We start from the raw sequence: 20569 nt of genomic DNA, 5'->3' as shown, positions 1-20569 counted from the left end.
GGGGCCCCATCGATGGCAACCTCCCCCCCCCTTTTTTCTTCCCCTGTTTTTTTTTCCTTGCACGCGCAACTACCGCAACTAGAGGACGAAACGCGGGGGTGGGGAGCGCGGGCGTGTGGCGAAAACCACCCGGGTAACGGCTATGTTTCGCCATTGCTTAGGAGTTACAACTATATGAGGCGGCAGTGCGGGCGTCTTCACTTGCCCGAAACCGTTCTCGAGGAGGAAACACTGTGACAGGCCGAGCCACCCGCCGGTCCTGGTTCATCTGGTTCGCCGCCGTCACCGTCTACCTCCTCGCCGTCTTCCACCGCACGTCGTTCGGCGTCGCCGGGCTGCAGGCCGCCGACCGCTTCGGCGTCGGCGCGGCCGCGCTCGGCACGTTCACCGTCCTGCAGGTCGGCGTCTACGCCGCGATGCAGATCCCCACCGGCGTCCTGGTCGACCGCTACGGCCCGCGCCGCGTGCTCACCGCCGCCGTGTTCTTCCTCGGCCTCGGCCAGATCCTGCTCGCGATCGCCGATTCCTACCCGCTCGGCCTGGTCGCGCGCGGTGTCGTCGGCTTCGGCGACGCGCTGACGTTCGTGAGCATCATGCGGCTGATCGCCGCGCACTTCCCCGGCCGCCAGTACGCCCTGCTCGCCGCGCTGACCGGGGCCATCGGTTACGTCGGCAACCTCGCCGCGACCGTCCCGCTCGGCCTGCTGCTCGACGGTCCCGGCTGGACCCCGACCTTCCTCGCCGTCGGCCTGGTGACGGCGCTGTACGCCGCCGTCGTCGCCCTCCGCGTCAAGGACTCCCCGCCCGGCGAGCCGGAGCCCGTGCGCGGAAAGGTGCACCCGAAGGTGCTCGGCCGCCAGGTCGCCGAGGCGTGGCGGACCCCCGGGACCAGGCTGGGATTCTGGGTCCACTTCAGCACGATGTTCGCGCCCAACGTGCTGACCATGCTGTGGGGTGTCCCGTTCCTGGTGCAGGGACAGGGTTATCCGAAGTCCACCGCGAGTTCGCTGCTGATCGTGTTCGTGTTCGGCTCGATGATCGGCGGCCCGTTCATCGGCGGCCTGATCGGACGGCGCCCGTCGCTGCGGATGCCGCTCGTCGGCGGGTACATCGGCGTCGCCGCGGTGATCTGGGCGGTCTTGCTCGGCTGGGGCGGGACGACGCCGGTCGCGGTCCTGGTCCCCGCGTTCGCCTTCCTTTCCCTCGGCGGTCCCGCGTCGATGATCGGCTTCGCGCTGGCACGGGACTACAACCCGCTCTCGCGAGTCGGCACCGCGACCGGTGTCGTGAACGTCGGCGGGTTCGTGGCCACGACGATCTCGGCGCTCGCGGTCGGTGTCCTGCTGGAGTGGACCGGCGGCGCGTTCCGCCTGGCGCTGCTGTCCGTGCTCGCGGTGCTCGCGCTGGGCACCTTCCGGATGCTCGTGTGGTGGCGGCGCACCCGCGCCGTGCTGTTCGAGGCCGAGGCGCGCGGCGAAGAGATCCCGGTGCAGATCCGGCGCCGCCGCTGGGACGCCGAAGCGCCACTGCCCGTCTCGTCCTAGGGGCGGGCCCGAAAGATAGGGTTCGGCCCGTGTCGCGCCCCAATCAAGCCCCCGCCAAGAAACGTCCAGCCCCGCCGCCCGGTCTCGTCATCGTCGACAAGCCGTCCGGGATGACCTCCCACGACGTCGTCGCCAGGGCGCGGCGCTTCATGGGCACCCGCAAGGTCGGGCACGCCGGCACCCTCGACCCGATGGCCACCGGCGTCCTGGTGCTCGGCATCGAACGCGCGACGAAACTCCTCGGCCACCTGGCGCTGGACCGCAAGACCTACCTCGCGACCCTCTCCTTGGGACTGTCGACCACGACCGACGACGCCGAGGGCGAGCCGATCGCCGAAGCCGCCCCGGAAGACGTCGAGAAGATCACCGACGACGCGATCGCCGCCGGGATCGCCGCGCTGACCGGCGACATCCAGCAGGTGCCGAGCGCGGTCAGCGCGGTCAAGATCGACGGGAAGCGCGCGTACGCCCGCGTCCGCGCCGGCGAGGAGGTGGTGATCCCGCCGCGTCCGGTCACCGTGCACCGCTTCGATCTGCTCGCCACCCGCCGCGAGGCTGGCCGGATCGAACTCGACGCCGTCGTCGAGTGTTCGTCCGGGACCTACGTCCGGGCGCTGGCCCGCGACCTCGGGGCGGGACTGGGTGCCGGCGGGCATCTGCGCGCGCTGCGGCGCACCACGGTCGGGCCGTTCACGCTCGCCAAGGCCCGCACCCTCGACCAGCTCGAAGAAGAGCCCGGGCTTTCACTGGACCTCGACGCCGCCGTCGCCGCCGCGTTCCCGCGCCGCGACCTGGACGCCCGCATGGCGCAGTCGGTCCGATATGGACAGAGGGTGCCGTCGGCCGGGATCGAGGGGACCTACGGGATGTTCGGACCGGACGGCAAGGTGCTCGCGCTCGCCGCGGACGAAGGCGAACTGGCCCGCTCGGTGGTCGTGTTGCTGCCCGCCTAGGGTGGTGCACGAAGCGGGCCTGGAGGAGACGGGGCTACAAGTGCAGCGTTGGCGTGGTTTGGGTGACCTTCCCGGGAGCTGGGGACGGTGCGTGGTGACGATCGGCGTCTTCGACGGCGTGCACCGCGGGCATCAGGAGCTGATCTCGAGGACGGTCCGCGCCGCCGCCGAACGCGGGGTGCCGAGTGTGGTGCTGACCTTCGATCCGCATCCGTCGGAGGTGATCCGGCCGGGCAGCCATCCCGCGCAGCTGACCACGTTGCGCCGCAAGGCGGAACTGGTCGAGGGCCTCGGCGTCGACGTCTTCTGCGTGCTGCCGTTCACGCTGGAACTGTCCAGGCTGACGGCGCACGAGTTCGTGCACGAGGTCCTGGTGGACAAACTGCACGCGGCCGCGGTGATCGTGGGGGAGAACTTCACCTTCGGCGCCAAGGCCGCCGGTGACGTCACTCTCCTGCGGACACTGGGGAAGCGGTTCGGTTTCGTGGCGCACGGCGCGGAACTGCAGGGGCTGCTCGCGCAGCAGCAGACGGAGAACGAGATCACTTTCTCCTCGACCTACGTCCGCTCGTGCATCGACGCCGGGGACGTCGTCGCGGCGTCCGAGGCGCTCGGCAGGCCGCACCGGCTGGAGGGCATCGTCGTCCGGGGCGACGGCCGGGGACACGATCTCGGCTACCCGACGGCGAACCTGTCGACGCCGCGCTTCGCCGCGGTGCCCGCCGACGGGGTCTACAGCGCCTGGTTCACCCGTTCGTCGGATCTTGGGCACCGGCTGCGCGCGGCGGTGTCGGTCGGGACCAATCCGACCTTCTCGGGGCGGGAACGCACCGTCGAGGCGTTCGTCCTCGACATCGACGAAGACTTCTACGGACAGCACGTTTCGCTCGATTTCGTCGCCAAGCTGCGGGACCAGGTCCGTTTCCCGACGTCGGAAGGTCTGGTGAAGCAGATCGACGAAGACGTCCTCCGGACCAGGGAACTGCTCGGCGGGCAGGACTGACCGGAGCCGGCCTTGGCCGGATGACAATCGACAAACACGCCCGTCACGGCGCGATCCGGTGGCAAGATGTCACGGACCGCGCATGGCGTTCGACGGGGTTAGGGGAGCGGACCAGGTGGAGGACCACAAGATCGTCCAGCGGAACATCGCGCTGCAGAGGGAGTGGTACGGGGAGCCGCTCGGCGATCGCGTGCGGAGACTGGTCGTCGCGTTCGACATCTCCCAGGCATTCCTCGCCGAGGTCCTCGGCATCAGCGCGCCCATGCTCAGCCAGGTGATGAGCGGGCGCCGCGCGAAGATCGGCAACCCGGTCGTCCTCGCCAAGATGATCATGCTGGAGCGCAAGGTGCTGGTCCCGGCGGTCGCCGCGGGGGACCGGAAGGCCATGCAGGAGGCGCTCGAGGACGTCCGCGACTCACGGCCGACAGTGGGCCGTGACAGCATCCCGGTCGGGGCCGTCGCCGACGACCAGGGTGTGCTCGCGGCACTGCGGGACATCGGCGAGGACGAAGACCTCACCGAAGCCGCGAAGCTGCTCGACGACGATTTCCCGGCCCTCGCGGATCTGCTGCGCCGGGCGGCCAAGAACTCCTGATGAACCTCTTCAGCGCCCTGATCCCGCCTGACGACGTCCTCGACGAGATCGCCGAGGCGCTGGGTGCCCCCGAGGGCGGCGATCTGCGCTGGTCGCGGCGGGAACATTGGCACGTCACCCTCGGTTTCTACGGCGAGGACGACGCGGACGGCCGGGGCGACCGGCTCGCCGGACGGCTGGCGGACGCGGGCCCGATCGACGTCCGGCTGGAAAAGGCCGCGACATTCCCCGGGGTGCTGTGGTTGAGTGTGTCCGGAACCGGGCTCCACGAGCTGGCCCTGAAGGCCGGCGCGGAGAGTGAAGGCAGGCCCTATGTGGCCCACCTGACACTGGCCCGCTTCCCCCGCGACCGGCCGGAAGCCGCGAGCGCGTGGGTGGAGCGGCTGGCCGGGTTCACCAGCAGAACTTGGACGGCGACCGAAGCCGTGCTGATCCGCAGTGACCGCGAGCAGGATGTTTCGCACTACCGGGTGATCCGGTCGTACGAGTTCCACCACGCCCGCGCCTGAAGCCGCTGATCACGGGGCTGGTAACCTCGACGATCGGGTCCGGCTGCAGTCCGTGGCGGCCGTGACCGTCTCACCCGGCGTGATCGATCGTCCGGGCCGCACGGCACAGAATATCTAGGAGCACCACTGTGGCTTTGTCCACCGAAGAGAAGAAGTCGATCCTCGCCGAGTACGGCGTGCACGACTCGGACACCGGATCCCCCGAGGCCCAGGTCGCGCTGCTGACCAAGCGCATCGTCGGCCTCACCGAGCACCTCAAGGCTCACAAGCACGACCACCACTCCCGTCGCGGGCTCCTGCTGCTGGTCGGCCGTCGCCGCCGGCTGCTGAACTACGTGATGAAGGTGGACATCGAGCGTTACCGTGCGCTGATCCAGCGTCTCGGCCTCCGCCGATAGCTTGAACCCGAGGGGGAGTGACCACGACGGTCGCTCCCCCTCGGTCTAAGAACAGAAGGCGCGAGCGCGCACGAGGAACCCGTCCGCCGGTCCTCGGTAGTGGTTCCCGGGCAACGGCCCGGGGGCTTCGATCGAAGACCGGCCTCACTCCTCGAGCGTCCGCAGGCGAAACAGGTCCCAGGGTGGGAGACTCGCGCCGTTACAGAGGATCAAAAGAGGAGATACACCCTATGACCGACTCCACCGGAGTCACCGTGCACGAAACCGAAGCCGTGATCGACAACGGCCGTTTCGGCACCCGCACCGTCCGCTTCGAGACCGGCCGCCTGGCCCGTCAGGCCGCCGGCGCCGTCGTCGCGTACCTCGACGAAGAGACCATGCTGCTCTCGGCGACCACCGCGTCGAAGCACCCGAAGGACCACTTCGACTTCTTCCCGCTGACCGTGGACGTCGAGGAGCGGATGTACGCCGCCGGACGCATCCCCGGCGCGTTCTTCCGTCGCGAGGGTCGCCCGTCGACCGACGCGATCCTGACCTGCCGCCTGATCGACCGGCCGCTGCGCCCGTCGTTCACCGACGGTCTCCGCAACGAGATCCAGGTCGTCATCACCGTCCAGAGCCTCAACCCGGACGACCCGTACGACGTGCTCGCGATCAACGCGGCTTCGGCCTCGACCCAGATCGCCGGCCTGCCGTTCTCGGGCCCGGTCGGCGGCGTCCGCGTCGCGCTGATCGAGGGCCAGTGGGTCGCGTTCCCGACCTGGAAGCAGCTGGAAGAGGCCACCTTCAACATGGTGGTCGCCGGCCGCATCGTCGGTGACGACGTCGCGATCATGATGGTCGAGGCCGAGGCCACCGACAAGACGCTCGACCTGATCGCCGGTGGCGGCAAGGCGCCGGACGAGATCGCCGTCGCCGAGGGCCTCGAGGCCTCGAAGCCGTTCATCAAGGTGCTCTGTCTCGCACAGCAAGAGCTGGCCGACGTCGCCGCCAAGCCGACCGGCGAGTTCCCGGTCTTCCTCGCCTTCGAGCAGGACGCCTTCGACGCCGTCGCCGCCATCGCGACCGACGACCTCGCGAACGCCCTGACCATCGCGGGCAAGCAGGACCGCGACAGCGCGACGGACCAGGTCAAGGCCGCCGTGCTGGAGAAGATCGGCCTGGGCGAGGGCGAAGCCTTCCAGGGCCGTGAGAAGGAGATCGGCGCGGCCTTCAAGGCCCTGTCGAAGAAGATCATGCGCAAGCGCGTCCTCACGGACAAGGTCCGCATGGACGGCCGCGGCCTGACCGACATCCGGTCGCTCGCCGCCGAGGTCGCCGTGATCCCGCGGGCGCACGGGTCGGCGCTGTTTGAGCGTGGAGAAACGCAGATCCTGGGCGTCACCACGCTGAACATGCTCCGCATGGAGCAGCAGATCGACTCGCTCTCCCCGGAGACGCACAAGCGCTACCTGCACCACTACAACTTCCCGCCGTTCTCCACCGGCGAGACCGGCCGTGTCGGTTCGCCGAAGCGGCGCGAGATCGGCCACGGCATGCTCGCCGAGCGCGCCCTGGTCCCGGTCCTGCCGAAGCGTGACGAGTTCCCGTACGCGATCCGCCAGGTCTCCGAGGCGCTGGGCTCCAACGGCTCCACCTCGATGGGCTCGGTCTGCGCGTCGACCATGGGGCTGCTGAACGCGGGTGTCCCGCTGAAGGCGCCGGTCGCCGGCATCGCCATGGGCCTCATCTCCGACGAGGTCGACGGCGAGACCCGCTACGTCGCGCTGACCGACATCCTCGGTGCCGAAGACGCCATGGGTGACATGGACTTCAAGGTCGCCGGCACCAAGGAGATCATCACCGCGCTTCAGCTCGACACGAAGCTCGACGGCATCCCGTCGGAGGTCCTCGCGGCCGCGCTGAAGCAGGCGAAGGACGCTCGCCTCACCATCCTGGAGGTCATCGCCGAGGCGATCGACGGCCCGGACGAGATGAGCCCGTTCGCCCCGCGCGTCACCAGCGTGAAGATCCCGGTGGACAAGATCGGCGAGGTCATCGGCCCGAAGGGCAAGATGATCAACTCGATCACCGAGGAGACCGGCGCCGACATCTCCATCGAGGACGACGGCACGATCTACGTGGGTGCGGCCGACGGCCCGTCGGCGGAGGCGGCGATCGACCTGATCAACGCCATCGCCAACCCGCAGCTGCCCAAGGTCGGCGAGCGCTTCCTCGGCACCGTGGTGAAGACGGCCGCGTTCGGCGCGTTCGTCTCGCTGCTGCCGGGCAAGGACGGCCTGGTGCACATCTCCAAGCTGGGCAACGGCAAGCGGATCGCCAAGGTCGAAGACGTGGTCAACGTGGGCGACAAGCTCCGCGTCGAGATCGCCGACATCGACAACCGCGGCAAGATCAGCCTGATCGTGGTCCAGGAGGAAGACGCCGCCGCGGCCGAGAAGCCCGCTGAGAGCGCCGACGCTCCGAAGGCCGACGCTCAGTAGGACCGGCAGCGTACGTTGTGAAACGTCATGAAAGGGTCGTTCAGGACATTTTTCGTCCTGAACGACCCTTTCATGACATGTGAGTAAGGGATCCGTTGGCTCGTCAGGTTTCCGGGCACGAACAGCCCGTCGGCAGCACCCGCACCCTCGAGTCCACTTCGGACGGCGCGGTGGTCAAGCGCAGCGTGCTGGCCGGTGGCCTCAGGGTCATCACCGAGCACGTTCCCGCCTCCCGGTCGGTGACGGTCGGGCTGTGGGTCGGCGTCGGATCGCGGGACGAGCCGTCGTCGGTCGAGGGCGCGGCGCACTACCTCGAACACCTGCTGTTCAAGGGCACCACGAACCGTGACGCCACCCAGATCGCCGAGGAGATCGACGCGGTCGGCGGGGAGTTCAACGCGTTCACCGCGAAGGAACACACCTGCTACTACGCGCAGGTGCTCGACGAGGACTTGCCGCTCGCGATGGACCTCGTCACCGACGTCGTGTTCGAGGCGCTGTGCACGGACAAGGACGTCGAGACCGAGCGCAGTGTCGTGCTCGAAGAGATCTCGATGCGCGACGACGACCCCGAAGACCTGCTGCACGAGACGTTCGTCGGCGCGATCCTGGGCGATCACGCGCTGGGCCGTCCGGTGCTGGGCAGCGAGAAGTCCATCATCGAGATGTCCGCGTCGGCGTTGCGGGGGTTCTACCGGCGCCGCTACACGCTGCCGCGGATGGTGCTCGCGGTCGCCGGGAATATCGAGCACGGTCAGGTACTTCGCTTGGTGCGCAAGGCTTTGCGGAACCGGCTGACCGGGACGGCGACACCGGTGCCGCCGCGCACCGGGCGGGCGCGGATCGTGCTGGCGCCGAAACTCGCGCTGCACACCGACGACACCGAGCAGGCGCACGTGATGCTCGGTCTGCGGTCGCTGCCGCGCCACGACGAACGGCGGTTCGCGCAGTCGGTGCTCAACGCCGCGCTCGGCGGCGGGATGAGTTCGCGCCTGTTCCAGGAGGTCCGCGAGAAGCGCGGGCTGGCGTACCAGGTGTACTCGTCCGTCGCGAGCTACGCCGACGCCGGGCACATGGCCGTGTACGCGGGTTGTCAGCCGGAGAAGCTCGGCGAGGTCGCCGGAGTGATCCGCGAGGTGCTCGAACTCGTCGGCAAGGACGGGCTGAGCGAAGCCGAGGTCGCGCGCGCCAAGGGGCAGTTGCGGGGCGGGCTCGTGCTCGGTCTCGAGGACACCTCGTCGCGGATGTCGCGGATCGGCAAGAACGAACTGAACTACGGCCGGTATCTCGGCGTCGACGACACGGTGGCGCGGATCGACGCCGTCACCACCGAAGAGGTCTGTGCGCTCGCTCGCACTCTGCTGCACCGCCCTGGTGGCGTGTCGGCGGCGGCGGTGGTCGGGCCGTACGCTCACGCCGACGACCTTCCGGACGATCTGCACGAGGTGATCGCATCATGACCGCTGGAATTCGCGTCGGCGTGCTGGGCGCACGCGGCCGGATGGGCCAGGAAGTGGTCAACGCCGTCAAGGGCGCCGACGACATGGAACTCGTCGCCGCGCTCGACGCCGGTGACGACTTCTCGGCGCTCAAGCAGGCACAGGTCGTCGTCGACTTCACCCATCCCGACGCGGTGATGGACAACCTGGAGTTCCTGACCGGAAACGGGATCCACGCGGTCGTCGGGACCACCGGGTTCAGCGGGGAGCGGCTGGAGAAGCTGCGCTCGTGGCTCGACGCCGACCCGTCGCTCGGCGTCCTCATCGCGCCGAACTTCGCCCTCGGCGCGGTGCTGGCGATGCGCTTCGCCCAGCAGGCGGCACGGTTCTACAACTCGGCCGAAGTCATCGAACTGCACCACAACCGCAAGGCCGACGCACCGTCCGGCACCGCCGCGCACACCGCCCGGCTGATCGGCGAGGCCCGCGCGGAAGCCGGGCTCGAACCGGGCGACGACGCCACGACGTCCGAAGTGGACGGTGCCCGCGGCGCGCTCGTCGAGAACGTCCGCGTGCACTCCGTCCGGCTGCCCGGCCTGGTGGCGCACGAGGAGATCCTGTTCGGCGGCGAGGGGGAGACCCTCACCATCCGGCACGACTCGCTGCACCGCACGTCGTTCATGCCGGGGGTGCTGCTCGGCGTGCGCTCGGTGCTCACGCGGCCCGGCCTGACGGTCGGTCTCGAGAACATCCTCGACCTGTGAGGGCCCGCAATTTCGCGCTGGTGATGACGGCGGCGCTCGCGATCTACGTCGTGCTGCTGGCAGGCCGCGGGATCGCGCTGCTGGGCACCGGCGAGACGGTGCCGGTGATCTTCGGCATCGGTGTCCTGCTGCTGCCGCTGCTCGGGATCTGGATCATCGTGACCACCTGGCGTTCCGGCGTCCAGATCCAGCGGCTTTCACGGCGGCTGGACGAAGAAGGCGGCCTGCCCGACGTGTCCGATCTGCCCCGGCGGCCTTCGGGCCGGGTGGATCGCGACGCCGCGGACGCCTGGTTCGACGAGCGCCGGGCCGAGGTCGAGGCGGACCAGGAGAACTGGCGCGTCTGGTACCGGCTGGCTTACGCGTACGAGATCGCCGGAGACCGGAAACGGGCCCGCGCCACGATGCGGCGCGCCGTCGAGCTGGAAGCGACGTCCCGCAACTAGAGGACTACTTGCGGGCGGTTCAGTAGTGGAACCAGCCCGCGAACAGGGCGGGGGAGGCGGCCAGCAGGCTGAACCGCAGCCAGCGGCCCAGGAATCCGGTGGCCAGGAAGCTCGCCAGCGGCATCTTCACCAGCCCCGCGAGCACGCTCGTGGCCATGTACGGCGGCAGCCCGACGACCGAGCTCACCCCGTAGGTGCCCGCCATCCAGTGCGGATGCCGGTGACAGCGCTCGCGAAGGGCGTCGAGCCGGGCGCGCATCTTCTTGGTGCGGGCCCGCCATCTTTCCCGGCGCGGGGTGGGCGGCCGCTCCCGGTGCAGCCGGTCGTGCAGGGGTTTCGGCAGCTTGATCGTGCCCTTCGCGGCGAGATAGTAGAGCGTCTTCCCGCCGACCTGACCGGCCGCGACGACGGCGCCGAGCAGTAGCCACGGCAGCGTCGGTTCGCTCGCGCACAGGCCGATGAGGAACATCTCGATGCTGACGATGGGGAGGATCGCGGAACCGAAGGCGACGCCGAACGACAGGAGCAACCAGCCCACCATCGTTGCCTCCCCGTTATCTTCGTCTTCTCCAAGTTATCAGCTGAAATACGGGTCGCACTGGGGCCAGCCCCCGTTACCGGCTTCGGGTGCGCACCAGAAGATCACCTGACCGTCGGCTCGCGGCCACCTGGCGCTGCCATCCTGGGTGCGTGGCCGACGTGCACGACGCGGTCCGCGGTAAGGGTTTCGCGGATCGCTTCGCCGACTTCTGCGCGGCCGTGGTCCGGCGCCTCCCCTTCGGGCTTTCCCGGCTGGTGGCGCCGAGTTTCCTCGGTTTCGCGCTCATCAACGGGTTCACCTTCGGGGTCGACCTGCTTCTGCTCGTGCTGCTTCGCGGCTGGCTCGGCCTGCCGGTGTGGCTGGCGATCACGCTCGCGTACGCGACGGCGTTCGGGCTGAGCTTCGTGCTGAACCGCAGCATGAACTTCCGCTCGCACGCGCCCGTCGGCAGGCAGGCGGCTTTGTACGTCGTCGCGATCGTCGTCAACTACCTGGCGTTCCTGCTCGGCGTCGGCGCGGGACTTGCCGCGTTAGGCGTCGACTACCGCCTGTCGCGGCTGATCGCCGGGGCCTGCGAAGGCGTCTTCATGTACTCGGTGATGCGCTGGGTCGTGTTCGCGAAGTCAGGGAGTGAGCTCGAGGGCGAGGGTGCCGGTGAGCCGGACTTCGCGCACGTTCGTGCTTCCGGTGTCGAGGATGCGGACGGTTCCGTCGGGCGACCAGCCCGCGCGGCGGAAGAAGCCCAGTGACGCGTGATCGGTCTGGGCGACCCAGCTGATCCCGCGTGTGGCGCCGTCCTCGCGCAGCCAGGTGGACGCGTTCGCGAGCAGCCGTCCCGCGTGCCCGCGCCGTCCCCAGCGCGGTTCGACCAGCAGCGAGGCGACGAGCGCCGTCGTCGAGGCGTCGTCGGGCAGCGATCCGTCGGCGGCGGCCACTTCGCCCTCCGGCGCCCTTCCCGCGACGCAGAAGCCGACGGTGAACTCGCCTTCGGTGGCGAGGAAAACGCGCGTGCCCGGGTACTCGATCGTTTCGGCCCAGGTCTTCTCGAGCTCCACGACGTCGAGCTCGGCGACAGCCGCTTCGCCGAGCAGCTCCGTGTATGCGCTTCGCCAGGTGTCGCGTTGGATGCGGGCGATCTCGGGGGCGTCGGAAACGATTGCTGGGCGGACTTCGGCGGCGGCCATGGGGAGAACTTAGTAGGTCGCCGGAAACTGTCGGTGGCGGATGGCACCATGCGGGAGATGAGCACTACGACCATCAGCGGGCCGGTCGCACGCCGGATCGCCCTGGCCGCGCAAGGGTTCGCCGACGCGCGTCCCAGTGGCGCGGTGAGCAGACGGCATCTGCAGCGCGTGTTGTCGCGAACCCAGTTGCTGCAGCTGGATTCGGTGAACGTCGCGGTCCGCGCGCACTACATGCCGATCTTCTCCCGGCTCGGCGCGTACGAACCTTCGCTGGTGGACGACGCGGCCTGGTCGCATTCCGCCCGTAAGCCCCGGATGCTGGTCGAATCCTGGGCGCACGAGGCGAGTCTGCTGCCGGTGGCGGACTGGCCGCTCCTGCGGTCCGGTGCCAAGCGCATGGGCTGGTGGACGAACTACGCACGCGTGTTGGAGCAGACGCCGCAGCTGGTGGACGACATCCTCGCCGTGGTCAAGGAGCGGGGGCCGATCGGCGCGGGCGGCATCGAGCGCGCGCTGGAGAGCGGGTCGGGCGGTTACAAGCCCGGCTCGTGGTGGGAGCGGTCGGAGGTCAAGAAGGCCTGCGAGTGGCTTTTCGGCATGGGACAGCTGACCACCGGCACCCGGAAGTCGTTCGAGCGGCTGTACGACCTGACCGAACGCGTCGTGCCGCCGGAGATCCTGTCGCTGCGGGTGAGCCCGGAGGAAGGCGCCCGCGCGCTGATCACCCGCGCGGCCGTCGCGCTGGGCATCGGCACCGAGCCGGACCTGCGGGACTACTACCGGCTCGGCCCCGACGTCAGCAAGCGGGCGGTGGCCGAACTGGTCGACGCGGGCGTGCTGGAACCGGTGACCGTGGACGGCTGGCCCGCGCCGGCGTACCGGCACGTCGCGGCGAAGGCACCTCGCACGGTCACCGGCCGCGCGCTGCTGTCGCCGTTCGACCCGCTGATCTGGGAACGCGCCCGGACCGAGCGCATCTTCGACTTCTTCTACCGCATCGAGATCTACGTTCCCGAGCCGAAGCGGATCTACGGGTACTACGTGTTCCCGTTCCTGCTCGACGGCGAACTCGTCGGTCGCGTGGACCTCAAATGCGATCGGGCCGCCGGGGTGCTTCGCGTCCAGGGCGCCTTCGCTGAGCCCGGCGTGGACGTCGCGCGGGTGGCGAGCGAGCTGGCGGGGGAACTGCGGCTGATGGCGGAATGGCAGGGGCTGGACGGGGTCGTGGTGGGGGAGCGGGGCGACCTCGCTCCCGTGCTCTCGCGCCTCGTGCGCTGAGCCTCGCTTCAGACGTTCCGCCTCCAGGTGTCATGAAAGGGGCTTTCAGGACGAAAAATGTCCTGAAAGCCCCTTTCATGACATCCCCGGAGCCCTGACCCTCGGCCACGACCCCGAAACGAGCAAGGGACCTTCGCTCCCACCCCCGTGGAAAAGTGAGAGCAAAGGTCCCTCGATCCCCCTGCAGTCCGCGACCTCACCTGGCCGCGCTGGTCACCACCGCGTCGCCGGTCCCGGTCCGCGCCCGAACCTTCAGCGAGACCTCCGAAGGCGCGCTCTCCGCGACATCCAGCTCGCTCGACACCGACCCCGTCGTCGACGAAAGGTCGATCTCGGCGGCGACACCGCCGCGGATCCCGACCCGGACCTCGCCCGAACCGGTGGTCAGCTCCAGCGATCCGGAGGCGGCGTCCGCCACCGAGAGGTCGCCGCTGCCGGTGCGCGCCAGGACCTCGCCCGCGACCTCGCCGAGCCAGACGTCGCCGGTGCCGGTCGCGACCGTGGCCGAACCGCTCACCGACGACGCTTCGACGGAGCCGCTGCCGGTGCGCAACTGCAGACCGGACAGGGTCGGCCCGAGTTTGATGGCGCCGGTGCCGGTGCGGACGATCGCCGAACCGTCGGCGCGCTCCAGGCCGACGTCGCCGGAGCCGGTCAGGATGTCGGCCCGGCCGGCGGAACCGGTCACCGTGACGTCGGCCGCCCCGGCCCGCACCTCGAGATGCGAACCGGCGGGTGCCCGGACGGTCACGGCGAGCGGGACGTTCTTCAGCTGCCATGCCTTCGGGGCCTGGACGACCAGCCGGTTGCCGACCTTCTCGATCCGCGTCTGCGCCAGTGCGTCACCCACCGACGTCCGCGGGTCGGCGCCGAGCTGGTCGCCGAAGCGTTCCCCGACCCAGCTGAGCAGGCTCGTCATCCCGTCCACCCACGGCTGCTGCTCGCCGCCGTCGCGGCGGACCTCGGCGTGGACACCGCTCTCGTCGGTCAGTTCGATGGTCACCCGGCCGATGGCCACGCTCACGTCGATCTCGATCGGGCCCTCGGCCTCGAACTCTTCGACACGCACGGCCTCTTCACCGGCGGGAATGTTTTCCTCGGTCATTTCCGTCCCCCTCAGCCCTGGACCCAGCCGTGCAGGTGCGAACCGGCACCGCCGCCCGGCTTCTGCTTGTACTGCCAGTGCTCGCTTCCGCTCTTGCCCAGCGCCCCCTGGACGGCCTGCGAGACGAACGTGTTCAGCGAAACGCCCTGAGAGGCGGCTGCGGCTTCCGCCTGGCCTTTGACCTGCTCGAACAGGCGTAGCGTGATCCGGGTGATGTCGCCCGTGTCGACCTTGGGGGCGCGCGGGGTCTCCCGCGGCGTCTCGTGGCGGGGCGGGGACTGCTCGGCGTTCTCGCCGGAGCCGGTGACGACGACGCGCACGTCGCGGCCGTCGAGCCGGACGTCGACGACGTGTCCCGGCAGCGCCGAGGTCACTTCGGCGGCCAGATCGGCTAGGGCGTTCATGATGGTCAGCCGGGCGGCCGGCTCCAGTGCCGACGACAGCAGCGCGGCAGCGCGCCGCGTCTGCTCGTCGCCGGCCGAAGCCGTGTTCGCGAGGTCCTCGCGAAGGCTTGTGATGTACGGCGTCAGATCCATGACACCACTATGACGTCACTTCTGATGTCAGTCAAGGAGTCGATGGTGTCACCGTGATGTCGCCGGGGTGTCAGAGAGGGCTGCGGTTACGCTGCCCGGAGTCGTGGAGCAGGGGTCGAAAGGGAGTGCGAACGTGGCCGAGACCGTGTCACCCAAGGTTCAACTGATCGCGAAGACGGAGTTCTTCCCTCCGTCGGACGTACCGTGGTCGACCGACGCCGACGGTGGTGAGGCGCTGGCCGAATTCGCGGGCCGGGCCTGCTACCAGTCCTGGAAGAAGCCGAACCCGAAGACGGCCACCAACGCCGGGTACCTCGAGCACATCATCGACGTCGGCCACCTGTCGGTGCTGGAGCACGGGTCCGTCAGCTTCTACATCACCGGCATCTCCCGGTCGCTGACGCACGAGCTCATCCGTCACCGGCACTTCTCGTACTCGCAGCTCTCGCAGCGCTACGTCCCGGAGCGCGACGCCGCGTTCGTCGAGCCCGACGTCATCGCGCAGGACCCGGAGCTGCACGCGAAGTTCCTCGCCGCCTCGCAGGCCGCCGTCGACGCCTACACCGAGCTGCTCGCCGGGCTGGAGGAGAAGTTCGCCGACGTGCCGAGCGCGACCCTGCGCCGCAAGCAGGCCCGCCAGGCCGCCCGCGCCGTGCTGCCGAACGCGACCGAGACCCGCATCGTGGTCACCGGCAACTACCGCGCCTGGCGCCACTTCATCGCGATGCGCGCCACCGAGCACGCCGACGTCGAGATCCGCGCCCTGGCCATCGACTGCCTGCGTGAGCTGCAGAAGGCCTCGGGCAACGTGTTCGCGGACTTCACCATCTCCGCGCTGCCCGACGGCACCGAGGTCGCGTCCAGCCCGAAGGTTCTCGAGGGCTGATGCGACGACTCGCGATCGACGTCCGGCCCGGTGAGTACGCGGTCGCCCGCCTCGCCCCGGACGCGGCGATTCCGGCGAATCTGCTCGACCCCGGCGAGCCCGTGCTGATCTCCATCACGCGGACGCCGGAGGAGCTGTCGGTGATCTGCCCGGCGGGCCTCGCGCCCGCCGGGGCCACGGTCGAGGACGCCTGGCGGCTCCTGTCGGTCCGCGGACCGCTGGCCTTCACGCTGACCGGCATCATCGCGGCGCTGTCGAGCGAACTGGCCGCCGCCGGGGTGGCGCTGTTCTCGATCTCCACATTCGACACCGACCACGTGCTGGTCCGGGCCCCCGAGCTGGAACGCGCGGTGAAGGCCCTCCGGGAATCCGGGCACGAGGTCACGGTCTGATCCAGAAGCGGGGAGAAGGAACCTTTCGGGGCGCGAACGGGTCCGAGTTAGCATCCTGCGCGAACCGAAGGAGCACCGAACCTTGACCGACGAACAGACCCGTCCGTACGGGCCGCCCCAGCAGACGTATCAGGCCGCCGGCGCGCGGATCGTCGCCGGCCGATACGCCCTGCTGGGCGAGCTCGGCCGCGGCGGGATGGGGATCGTCTGGCGCGCCCAGGACCAGGTGATCGGCCGCCAGGTGGCGATCAAGGAGCTGAAGTTCCCGAACGCTCCCGAGGACGCCTCGGTGCTCACGGAGCGGATGCTGCGCGAGGTCCGCTCCGCCGGGCGCCTCAACGACCCGGCCGTGGTCACCGTGTTCGACGTCGTCACCGAGAACAGCGCCACGTACATCGTGATGGAGCTGGTCGAGGCGCCGACGCTGGCCGATCTGGTCCGCGAGCGCGGGCCCCTGCCCGCCCAGCAGATCGCGCTGGTGGGGGAGCGGGTGCTGTCCGCGCTGCGGGCCGCGCACGCCGCCGGGATCGTGCACCGCGACGTCAAACCCGCGAACATCATGGTCGCGCCGGACGGCCGGGTGAAGCTCACCGACTTCGGCATCGCCCACGCCGCCGACGACCCGCGCCTGACCACCAGCGGCATGATCGTCGGCTCGCCCGCGTTCATGGCGCCGGAACGGGTCGAAGGCCGCGACGCGATGCCCGAATCCGACCTCTGGTCGCTGGGCACGACGCTGTTCTTCGCCGCCGAGGGCATCGTCGCGTTCGAACGGTCGACCACCGCGGCCACGCTGCACGCGATCATGACCGAGGCGCCGTACCTGACCAGGGTCCAGGGCCCGCTGGCCGCCGCGATCCTCGGCCTGCTGGTCACCAAACCCGAAGCGCGGATGTCGTACGACCAGGTGGGCAGCCTGCTCTCGGCCGCGCAGGGCGTGCAGGCCCAGCCGACCCCGCCCTCGGGCGGCACGGCGATGCTGCACCCCGGCCAGCCGATGACCCGGCTCGCACCCGCCCCGGCGAAGCGCAACCTCCGGCCGCTGTGGCTCAGCCTGGCCGCGGTCGCCGTGATCGGCGCGCTGGTCGGCGGGATCTTCCTCGGCCGCTGGATGGTCGCGCCCGAAGTGAGCAAGCAGGCGCAGCCCACGCTGACCTATGGCATCAACGGCCAGCTCAAGATCGATCTGTCCGGGGACTGCTACAACGTCCCGCTCGCGGACAACGTCACGATGAACAGCGAGACCAGCGGCACCTGCACCAAGAACCACCTGGTCGAGATCTACACCAAGGGTGACCTGCTGGCCGTCGAGTCGGCGAGCGACGATGACGCCCAGGTCGTCGCGTATCCCGGTGCAGAAGTGGTGAATGGCATCGCCGAAGCGGTGTGTTCGGCCACCTTCAACTCGGACGTGGTGCCCGCCCAGCAGCGGTCGGGGCTCTACTGGCGGGCCGTCGTCCCGACCGAGGCGGAGTGGAACCGGCCGCTGAGCGAGGAAGCCACCAAGTACTCACGTGGCTATCTCTGCCTGCTCGCCAAGACCGACGGCGGGCAGCTCACCTCGCAAATCACCACCAAGGTCAAATAGGTCACAGAGAGTTTGCGCCGAGTTCGCCCCAACCACGGAAAATCTCCCGCATTCGTAGGGAACGACCACGTCGGCAAGGGGTTCGGCGGGCGCAGGAGGTACCTTCACACCATGTCCACTCCACCCACCGCAGCGCCGGGAAGACCGTTCGGGCGCGTGCTCACCGCGATGGCCACCCCCTTCGACGCCGACGGCGCGCTGGACCTGAAGCGGGCGCAGGAGCTGGCCGAACACCTCGTGGATCTGGGCAACGACGGTCTTGTCGTGAACGGCACGACCGGCGAAAGCCCGACCACGACGGACGCCGAAAAGGTCGAACTGGTCCGTGCCGTCGTCGAAGCCGTCGGTGATCGCGCGACGATCGTCGCCGGGGCGGGCACGAACAACACCGCGCACAGCGTCGAGCAGGCGAAGCAGGCCGAAGCGGCGGGCGCCCACGGCATCCTCGTCGTCACCCCGTACTACTCGCGGCCCAGCCAGGCCGGGCTCTACGCGCACTTCACCACGGTCGCCGACGCCTCCGGCCTGCCCGTGATGCTCTACGACATCCCGCCGCGCTCGATCGTCCCCATCGAGGTCGACACGCTGCTGCGGCTCGCCGAGCATCCGCGCATCCTCGCGGTCAAGGACGCCAAGGGCGACCTGATCGCCGGCTCCGAGGTCATCGCGAACTCGCAGCTCGCCTACTACTCCGGTGACGACGGCCTCAACCTGCCGTGGGTCGCCGTCGGCGGCGCGGGCGTGGTCAGCGTGATCGGGCACGTCGTGGCGGGCCGGATCCGCGGCATGATGGACGCCTACGAATCCGGCGACACCTCCACCGCGCGCACCAACCACCGCGGCATGCTGCCCGTTCTGCGGGCTATGTCCCGTGTCGGCGGTGTCGCGTTCTCGAAGGCCGCCCTGCGACTTCGCGGTTTCGACATCGGAGACCCGCGGCTGCCCATCGTGGCCGCGAGCGACGAGCAGCTCCAGGCGATTTCAGCCGATCTCGCCCAGGGTGGCGTGCCGCTCGGTGAAAGCGCCGCCAGTGACTGGCATGGTGCTCGGGTGGCACAAGCAGATTCAGCGGCGGCCTATACGGCGCCGACCTCACATACCAGCGTAGGGACCATGCCTCGGTGAGTTCATTGTCAACCGGACCCGGACCGACCACCCCGCCGCCCGCGCTGCCCGAAGGCGCCTTGCGCGTCGTGGCGCTCGGCGGGATCGGCGAAGTCGGCCGCAACATGACCGTCTTCGAATTCGGCGGCCGTCTGCTGATCGTCGACTGCGGAGTCCTCTTCCCCGAAGACGACCAGCCCGGCGTCGACCTGATCCTGCCCGACTTCCGCGCGATCGAAGACCGCCTCGAGGACATCGACGGCCTCGTCCTCACCCACGGGCACGAGGACCACATCGGCGCCGTCCCGTTCCTGCTGCGGCTCTTCCCCGACCTGAAGATCTACGGTTCGCGGTTCACGAACGCGCTGCTCGCGGCCAAGGCCAAGGAGCACCGCCAGCGGCCGAACCTGATCGAGGTCCGCGAGGGGGAGCGCCGCACGGTCGGCGCCTTCGACCTCGAGTTCTTCGCGGTCAACCACTCGATCCCGGACGCGCTCGCGGTGGCCATCCGCACGCCGGCGGGGGTCGTGCTGCACACCGGTGACATCAAGCTCGACCAGCTTCCGCTCGACGGCAGGCTGACCGACCTCGCCGGGTTCTCCCGGCTCGGCGACGAGGGCGTGGACCTGTTCTGCGTCGACTCGACCAACGCCGAGGTGCCCGGGTTCGTCATGCCGGAACGCGACATCGGCCCGGTGCTCGACGACGTCGTCCGCAAGGTCGGCCAGCGCGTCATCGTCGCCTGCTTCGCGAGCCACGTGCACCGCGTCCAGCAGGTGCTCGACGCCGCCGTGCGGCACGGCCGCCGGGTCGCCTTCGTCGGCCGGTCGATGGTCCGGAACATGGGCATCGCCGCCGACCTCGGCCTGCTGAACGTGCCCGACGGCCTGCTGGTCAACCTCGACCAGGCCAGTGACCTGCCCGAGAGCAAGGTGCTGTTCGTGTCGACCGGTTCGCAGGGCGAGCCGCTGTCGGCGCTTTCACGCATGGCGCGCGGCGAGCACCGGCAGATCTCGATCCGCGCGGGGGACACCGTCGTGCTCGCCAGCTCGATGATCCCCGGCAACGAGACGGCCGTCTTCGGTGTCGTCAACGGCCTCACCCGGCTCGGCGCGAACGTCGTGCACCAGGGCAACGCCAAGGTGCACGTGTCCGGCCACGCGTCGGCGGGCGAGCTGCTGTACCTGTACAACGCGGTGCGCCCCAGCAACGTCATGCCGGTGCACGGCGAGTGGAAGCACCTGCGTGCCAACGGTGAACTGGCCGTGCGCACCGGCGTCGCGCCGGAGAACGTGGTCATCGCCGAGGACGGCGTCGTGGTCGACCTCGTCGACGGCAAGGCTTCGCGCACCGGCCGGGTCGAGGTCGGGCACGTGTACGTCGACGGCCTCTCGGTCGGCGACGTCGGCGAGTCGACCCTGTCCGACAGGCTCGTGCTCGGCGAGGGCGGCTTCATTGCCATCACAGTCGCCGTCGACACCAGCACCGGCCGCGCGGTCACCAAGCCGACGGTGTCCGGGCGCGGGTTCTCCGACGATCCCAAGGCACTCGACGCCGTGCTCCCGATGGTGGAGATGGAACTCGCCAGGACCGAGGCCGAGGGCATCACCGACACGCACCGCATCGCGCAGGCCGTGCGCCGCGTCGTCGGCCGCTGGGTCGCCGACACCTACCGGCGCCGTCCGATGATCGTGCCGACGGTCATTCCCGTCTAGCGGGTCGTGGGGGGGGGGGGGGGGGGGGGGGGAAAAACACACCCCCCCACCCCCCCCCCCCCACCCCCCCCCCCCCCCCCCCCCCCCCCCCCCCCCCCCCCCCCCG

At 69.7% G+C, this 20569-nt stretch carries 20 protein-coding genes and 1 pseudogene; 17 read left to right on the top strand and 4 right to left on the bottom strand.

Annotation, left to right across the window (positions count from 1 at the left end):
* Positions 1-233: 233 nt before the first annotated feature.
* From ACZ5IK_RS31860 to ACZ5IK_RS31815, 10 genes are all read left to right on the top strand, one after another.
* Positions 234-1544 (top strand): MFS transporter, encoded by a 1311-nt coding sequence (locus ACZ5IK_RS31860; protein WP_465491086.1) that lies wholly within the window; start codon positions 234-236, stop codon positions 1542-1544.
* A gap of 29 nt (positions 1545-1573) precedes the next feature.
* Positions 1574-2497 (top strand): tRNA pseudouridine(55) synthase TruB, encoded by a 924-nt coding sequence (truB, locus tag ACZ5IK_RS31855; protein ID WP_465491085.1) that lies wholly within the window; start codon positions 1574-1576, stop codon positions 2495-2497.
* Between the two features lie 40 nt (positions 2498-2537).
* On the top strand, positions 2538-3500 hold the full coding sequence (locus tag ACZ5IK_RS31850; RefSeq protein ID WP_101606292.1) for a bifunctional riboflavin kinase/FAD synthetase: 963 nt from the start codon (positions 2538-2540) through the stop codon (positions 3498-3500).
* Between the two features lie 115 nt (positions 3501-3615).
* A complete protein-coding gene (locus tag ACZ5IK_RS31845; protein ID WP_465491084.1) occupies positions 3616-4095 on the top strand; it encodes an XRE family transcriptional regulator in 480 nt (159 codons plus the stop codon).
* Positions 4095-4604, top strand: coding sequence for an RNA 2',3'-cyclic phosphodiesterase (gene thpR / locus ACZ5IK_RS31840; protein WP_465491083.1), 510 nt, complete (start codon positions 4095-4097; stop codon positions 4602-4604). Before ACZ5IK_RS31845 ends, thpR begins: the two co-directional genes overlap by 1 nt.
* A gap of 128 nt (positions 4605-4732) precedes the next feature.
* Positions 4733-5002 (top strand): 30S ribosomal protein S15, encoded by a 270-nt coding sequence (gene rpsO, locus ACZ5IK_RS31835; protein WP_003084034.1) that lies wholly within the window; start codon positions 4733-4735, stop codon positions 5000-5002.
* A gap of 230 nt (positions 5003-5232) precedes the next feature.
* A complete protein-coding gene (locus ACZ5IK_RS31830; RefSeq protein ID WP_465491082.1) occupies positions 5233-7485 on the top strand; it encodes a polyribonucleotide nucleotidyltransferase in 2253 nt (750 codons plus the stop codon).
* A 95-nt stretch (positions 7486-7580) separates the two neighbouring features.
* On the top strand, positions 7581-8945 hold the full coding sequence (locus ACZ5IK_RS31825) for a M16 family metallopeptidase (RefSeq protein WP_101606295.1): 1365 nt from the start codon (positions 7581-7583) through the stop codon (positions 8943-8945).
* Entirely contained in the window at positions 8942-9688 is a 747-nt protein-coding gene (gene dapB, locus ACZ5IK_RS31820) for a 4-hydroxy-tetrahydrodipicolinate reductase (RefSeq protein ID WP_465491081.1), read from the top strand. Before ACZ5IK_RS31825 ends, dapB begins: the two co-directional genes overlap by 4 nt.
* Positions 9685-10134, top strand: a complete 450-nt coding sequence (locus ACZ5IK_RS31815) for a tetratricopeptide repeat protein (protein ID WP_101606297.1) — start codon at positions 9685-9687, stop codon at positions 10132-10134. The genes dapB and ACZ5IK_RS31815 overlap by 4 nt, the downstream gene beginning before the upstream one ends.
* 19 nt (positions 10135-10153) lie before the next feature.
* Here ACZ5IK_RS31815 and ACZ5IK_RS31810 read toward each other — a convergent pair whose 3' ends face one another.
* The gene (locus ACZ5IK_RS31810; protein ID WP_101606298.1) at positions 10154-10675 is read right to left on the bottom strand and encodes a YqaA family protein; all 522 of its coding nucleotides are present in this window, start codon (positions 10673-10675) and stop codon (positions 10154-10156) included.
* 86 nt (positions 10676-10761) lie between these two features.
* On the opposite strand from ACZ5IK_RS31810, the pseudogene ACZ5IK_RS31805 reads away from it, so the two are divergent.
* Positions 10762-11232: pseudogene (locus ACZ5IK_RS31805) on the top strand (GtrA family protein); the annotation flags it as partial.
* 66 nt (positions 11233-11298) lie between these two features.
* Here the strand turns inward: ACZ5IK_RS31805 and ACZ5IK_RS31800 are convergent.
* Positions 11299-11859 carry a GNAT family N-acetyltransferase gene (locus tag ACZ5IK_RS31800; protein WP_465491080.1) on the bottom strand — a complete coding sequence of 187 codons (561 nt, stop codon included), beginning with the start codon at positions 11857-11859 and terminating at the stop codon, positions 11299-11301.
* Between the two features lie 57 nt (positions 11860-11916).
* Between ACZ5IK_RS31800 and ACZ5IK_RS31795 the strand changes: the two genes are divergently transcribed.
* Entirely contained in the window at positions 11917-13137 is a 1221-nt protein-coding gene (locus tag ACZ5IK_RS31795; RefSeq protein ID WP_465491079.1) for a winged helix-turn-helix domain-containing protein, read from the top strand.
* Between the two features lie 196 nt (positions 13138-13333).
* On the opposite strand, the gene ACZ5IK_RS31790 is transcribed toward ACZ5IK_RS31795, so the two are convergent.
* Positions 13334-14242, bottom strand: coding sequence for a DUF4097 family beta strand repeat-containing protein (locus ACZ5IK_RS31790; protein ID WP_465491078.1), 909 nt, complete (start codon positions 14240-14242; stop codon positions 13334-13336).
* An 11-nt stretch (positions 14243-14253) separates the two neighbouring features.
* Positions 14254-14778 (bottom strand): toxin-antitoxin system HicB family antitoxin, encoded by a 525-nt coding sequence (locus tag ACZ5IK_RS31785; protein ID WP_465491077.1) that lies wholly within the window; start codon positions 14776-14778, stop codon positions 14254-14256.
* 133 nt (positions 14779-14911) lie between these two features.
* Between ACZ5IK_RS31785 and thyX the strand changes: the two genes are divergently transcribed.
* The 5 genes from thyX to ACZ5IK_RS31760 all read left to right on the top strand — a co-directional run bounded on the left by thyX (position 14912) and on the right by ACZ5IK_RS31760 (position 20463).
* Complete coding sequence (thyX, locus tag ACZ5IK_RS31780; RefSeq protein WP_005156312.1) at positions 14912-15664, top strand: FAD-dependent thymidylate synthase; 753 nt, start codon at positions 14912-14914, stop codon at positions 15662-15664.
* On the top strand, positions 15664-16056 hold the full coding sequence (locus ACZ5IK_RS31775; protein WP_465491076.1) for an ACT domain-containing protein: 393 nt from the start codon (positions 15664-15666) through the stop codon (positions 16054-16056). The genes thyX and ACZ5IK_RS31775 overlap by 1 nt, the downstream gene beginning before the upstream one ends.
* An 82-nt stretch (positions 16057-16138) precedes the next feature.
* Complete coding sequence (locus ACZ5IK_RS31770) at positions 16139-17644, top strand: serine/threonine-protein kinase (RefSeq protein ID WP_465491075.1); 1506 nt, start codon at positions 16139-16141, stop codon at positions 17642-17644.
* A gap of 111 nt (positions 17645-17755) precedes the next feature.
* The gene (gene dapA / locus ACZ5IK_RS31765) at positions 17756-18769 is read left to right on the top strand and encodes a 4-hydroxy-tetrahydrodipicolinate synthase (RefSeq protein WP_465491074.1); all 1014 of its coding nucleotides are present in this window, start codon (positions 17756-17758) and stop codon (positions 18767-18769) included.
* 5 nt (positions 18770-18774) lie between these two features.
* The gene (locus tag ACZ5IK_RS31760) at positions 18775-20463 is read left to right on the top strand and encodes a ribonuclease J (RefSeq protein ID WP_369862488.1); all 1689 of its coding nucleotides are present in this window, start codon (positions 18775-18777) and stop codon (positions 20461-20463) included.
* Positions 20464-20569 lie beyond the last annotated feature (106 nt).

The sequence above is a fragment of the Amycolatopsis sp. NPDC031561 genome (assembly GCF_055580625.1).
Note: the sequence above shows the minus strand (reverse complement) of the source record. Positions and strands in the feature narration are given on the sequence as shown.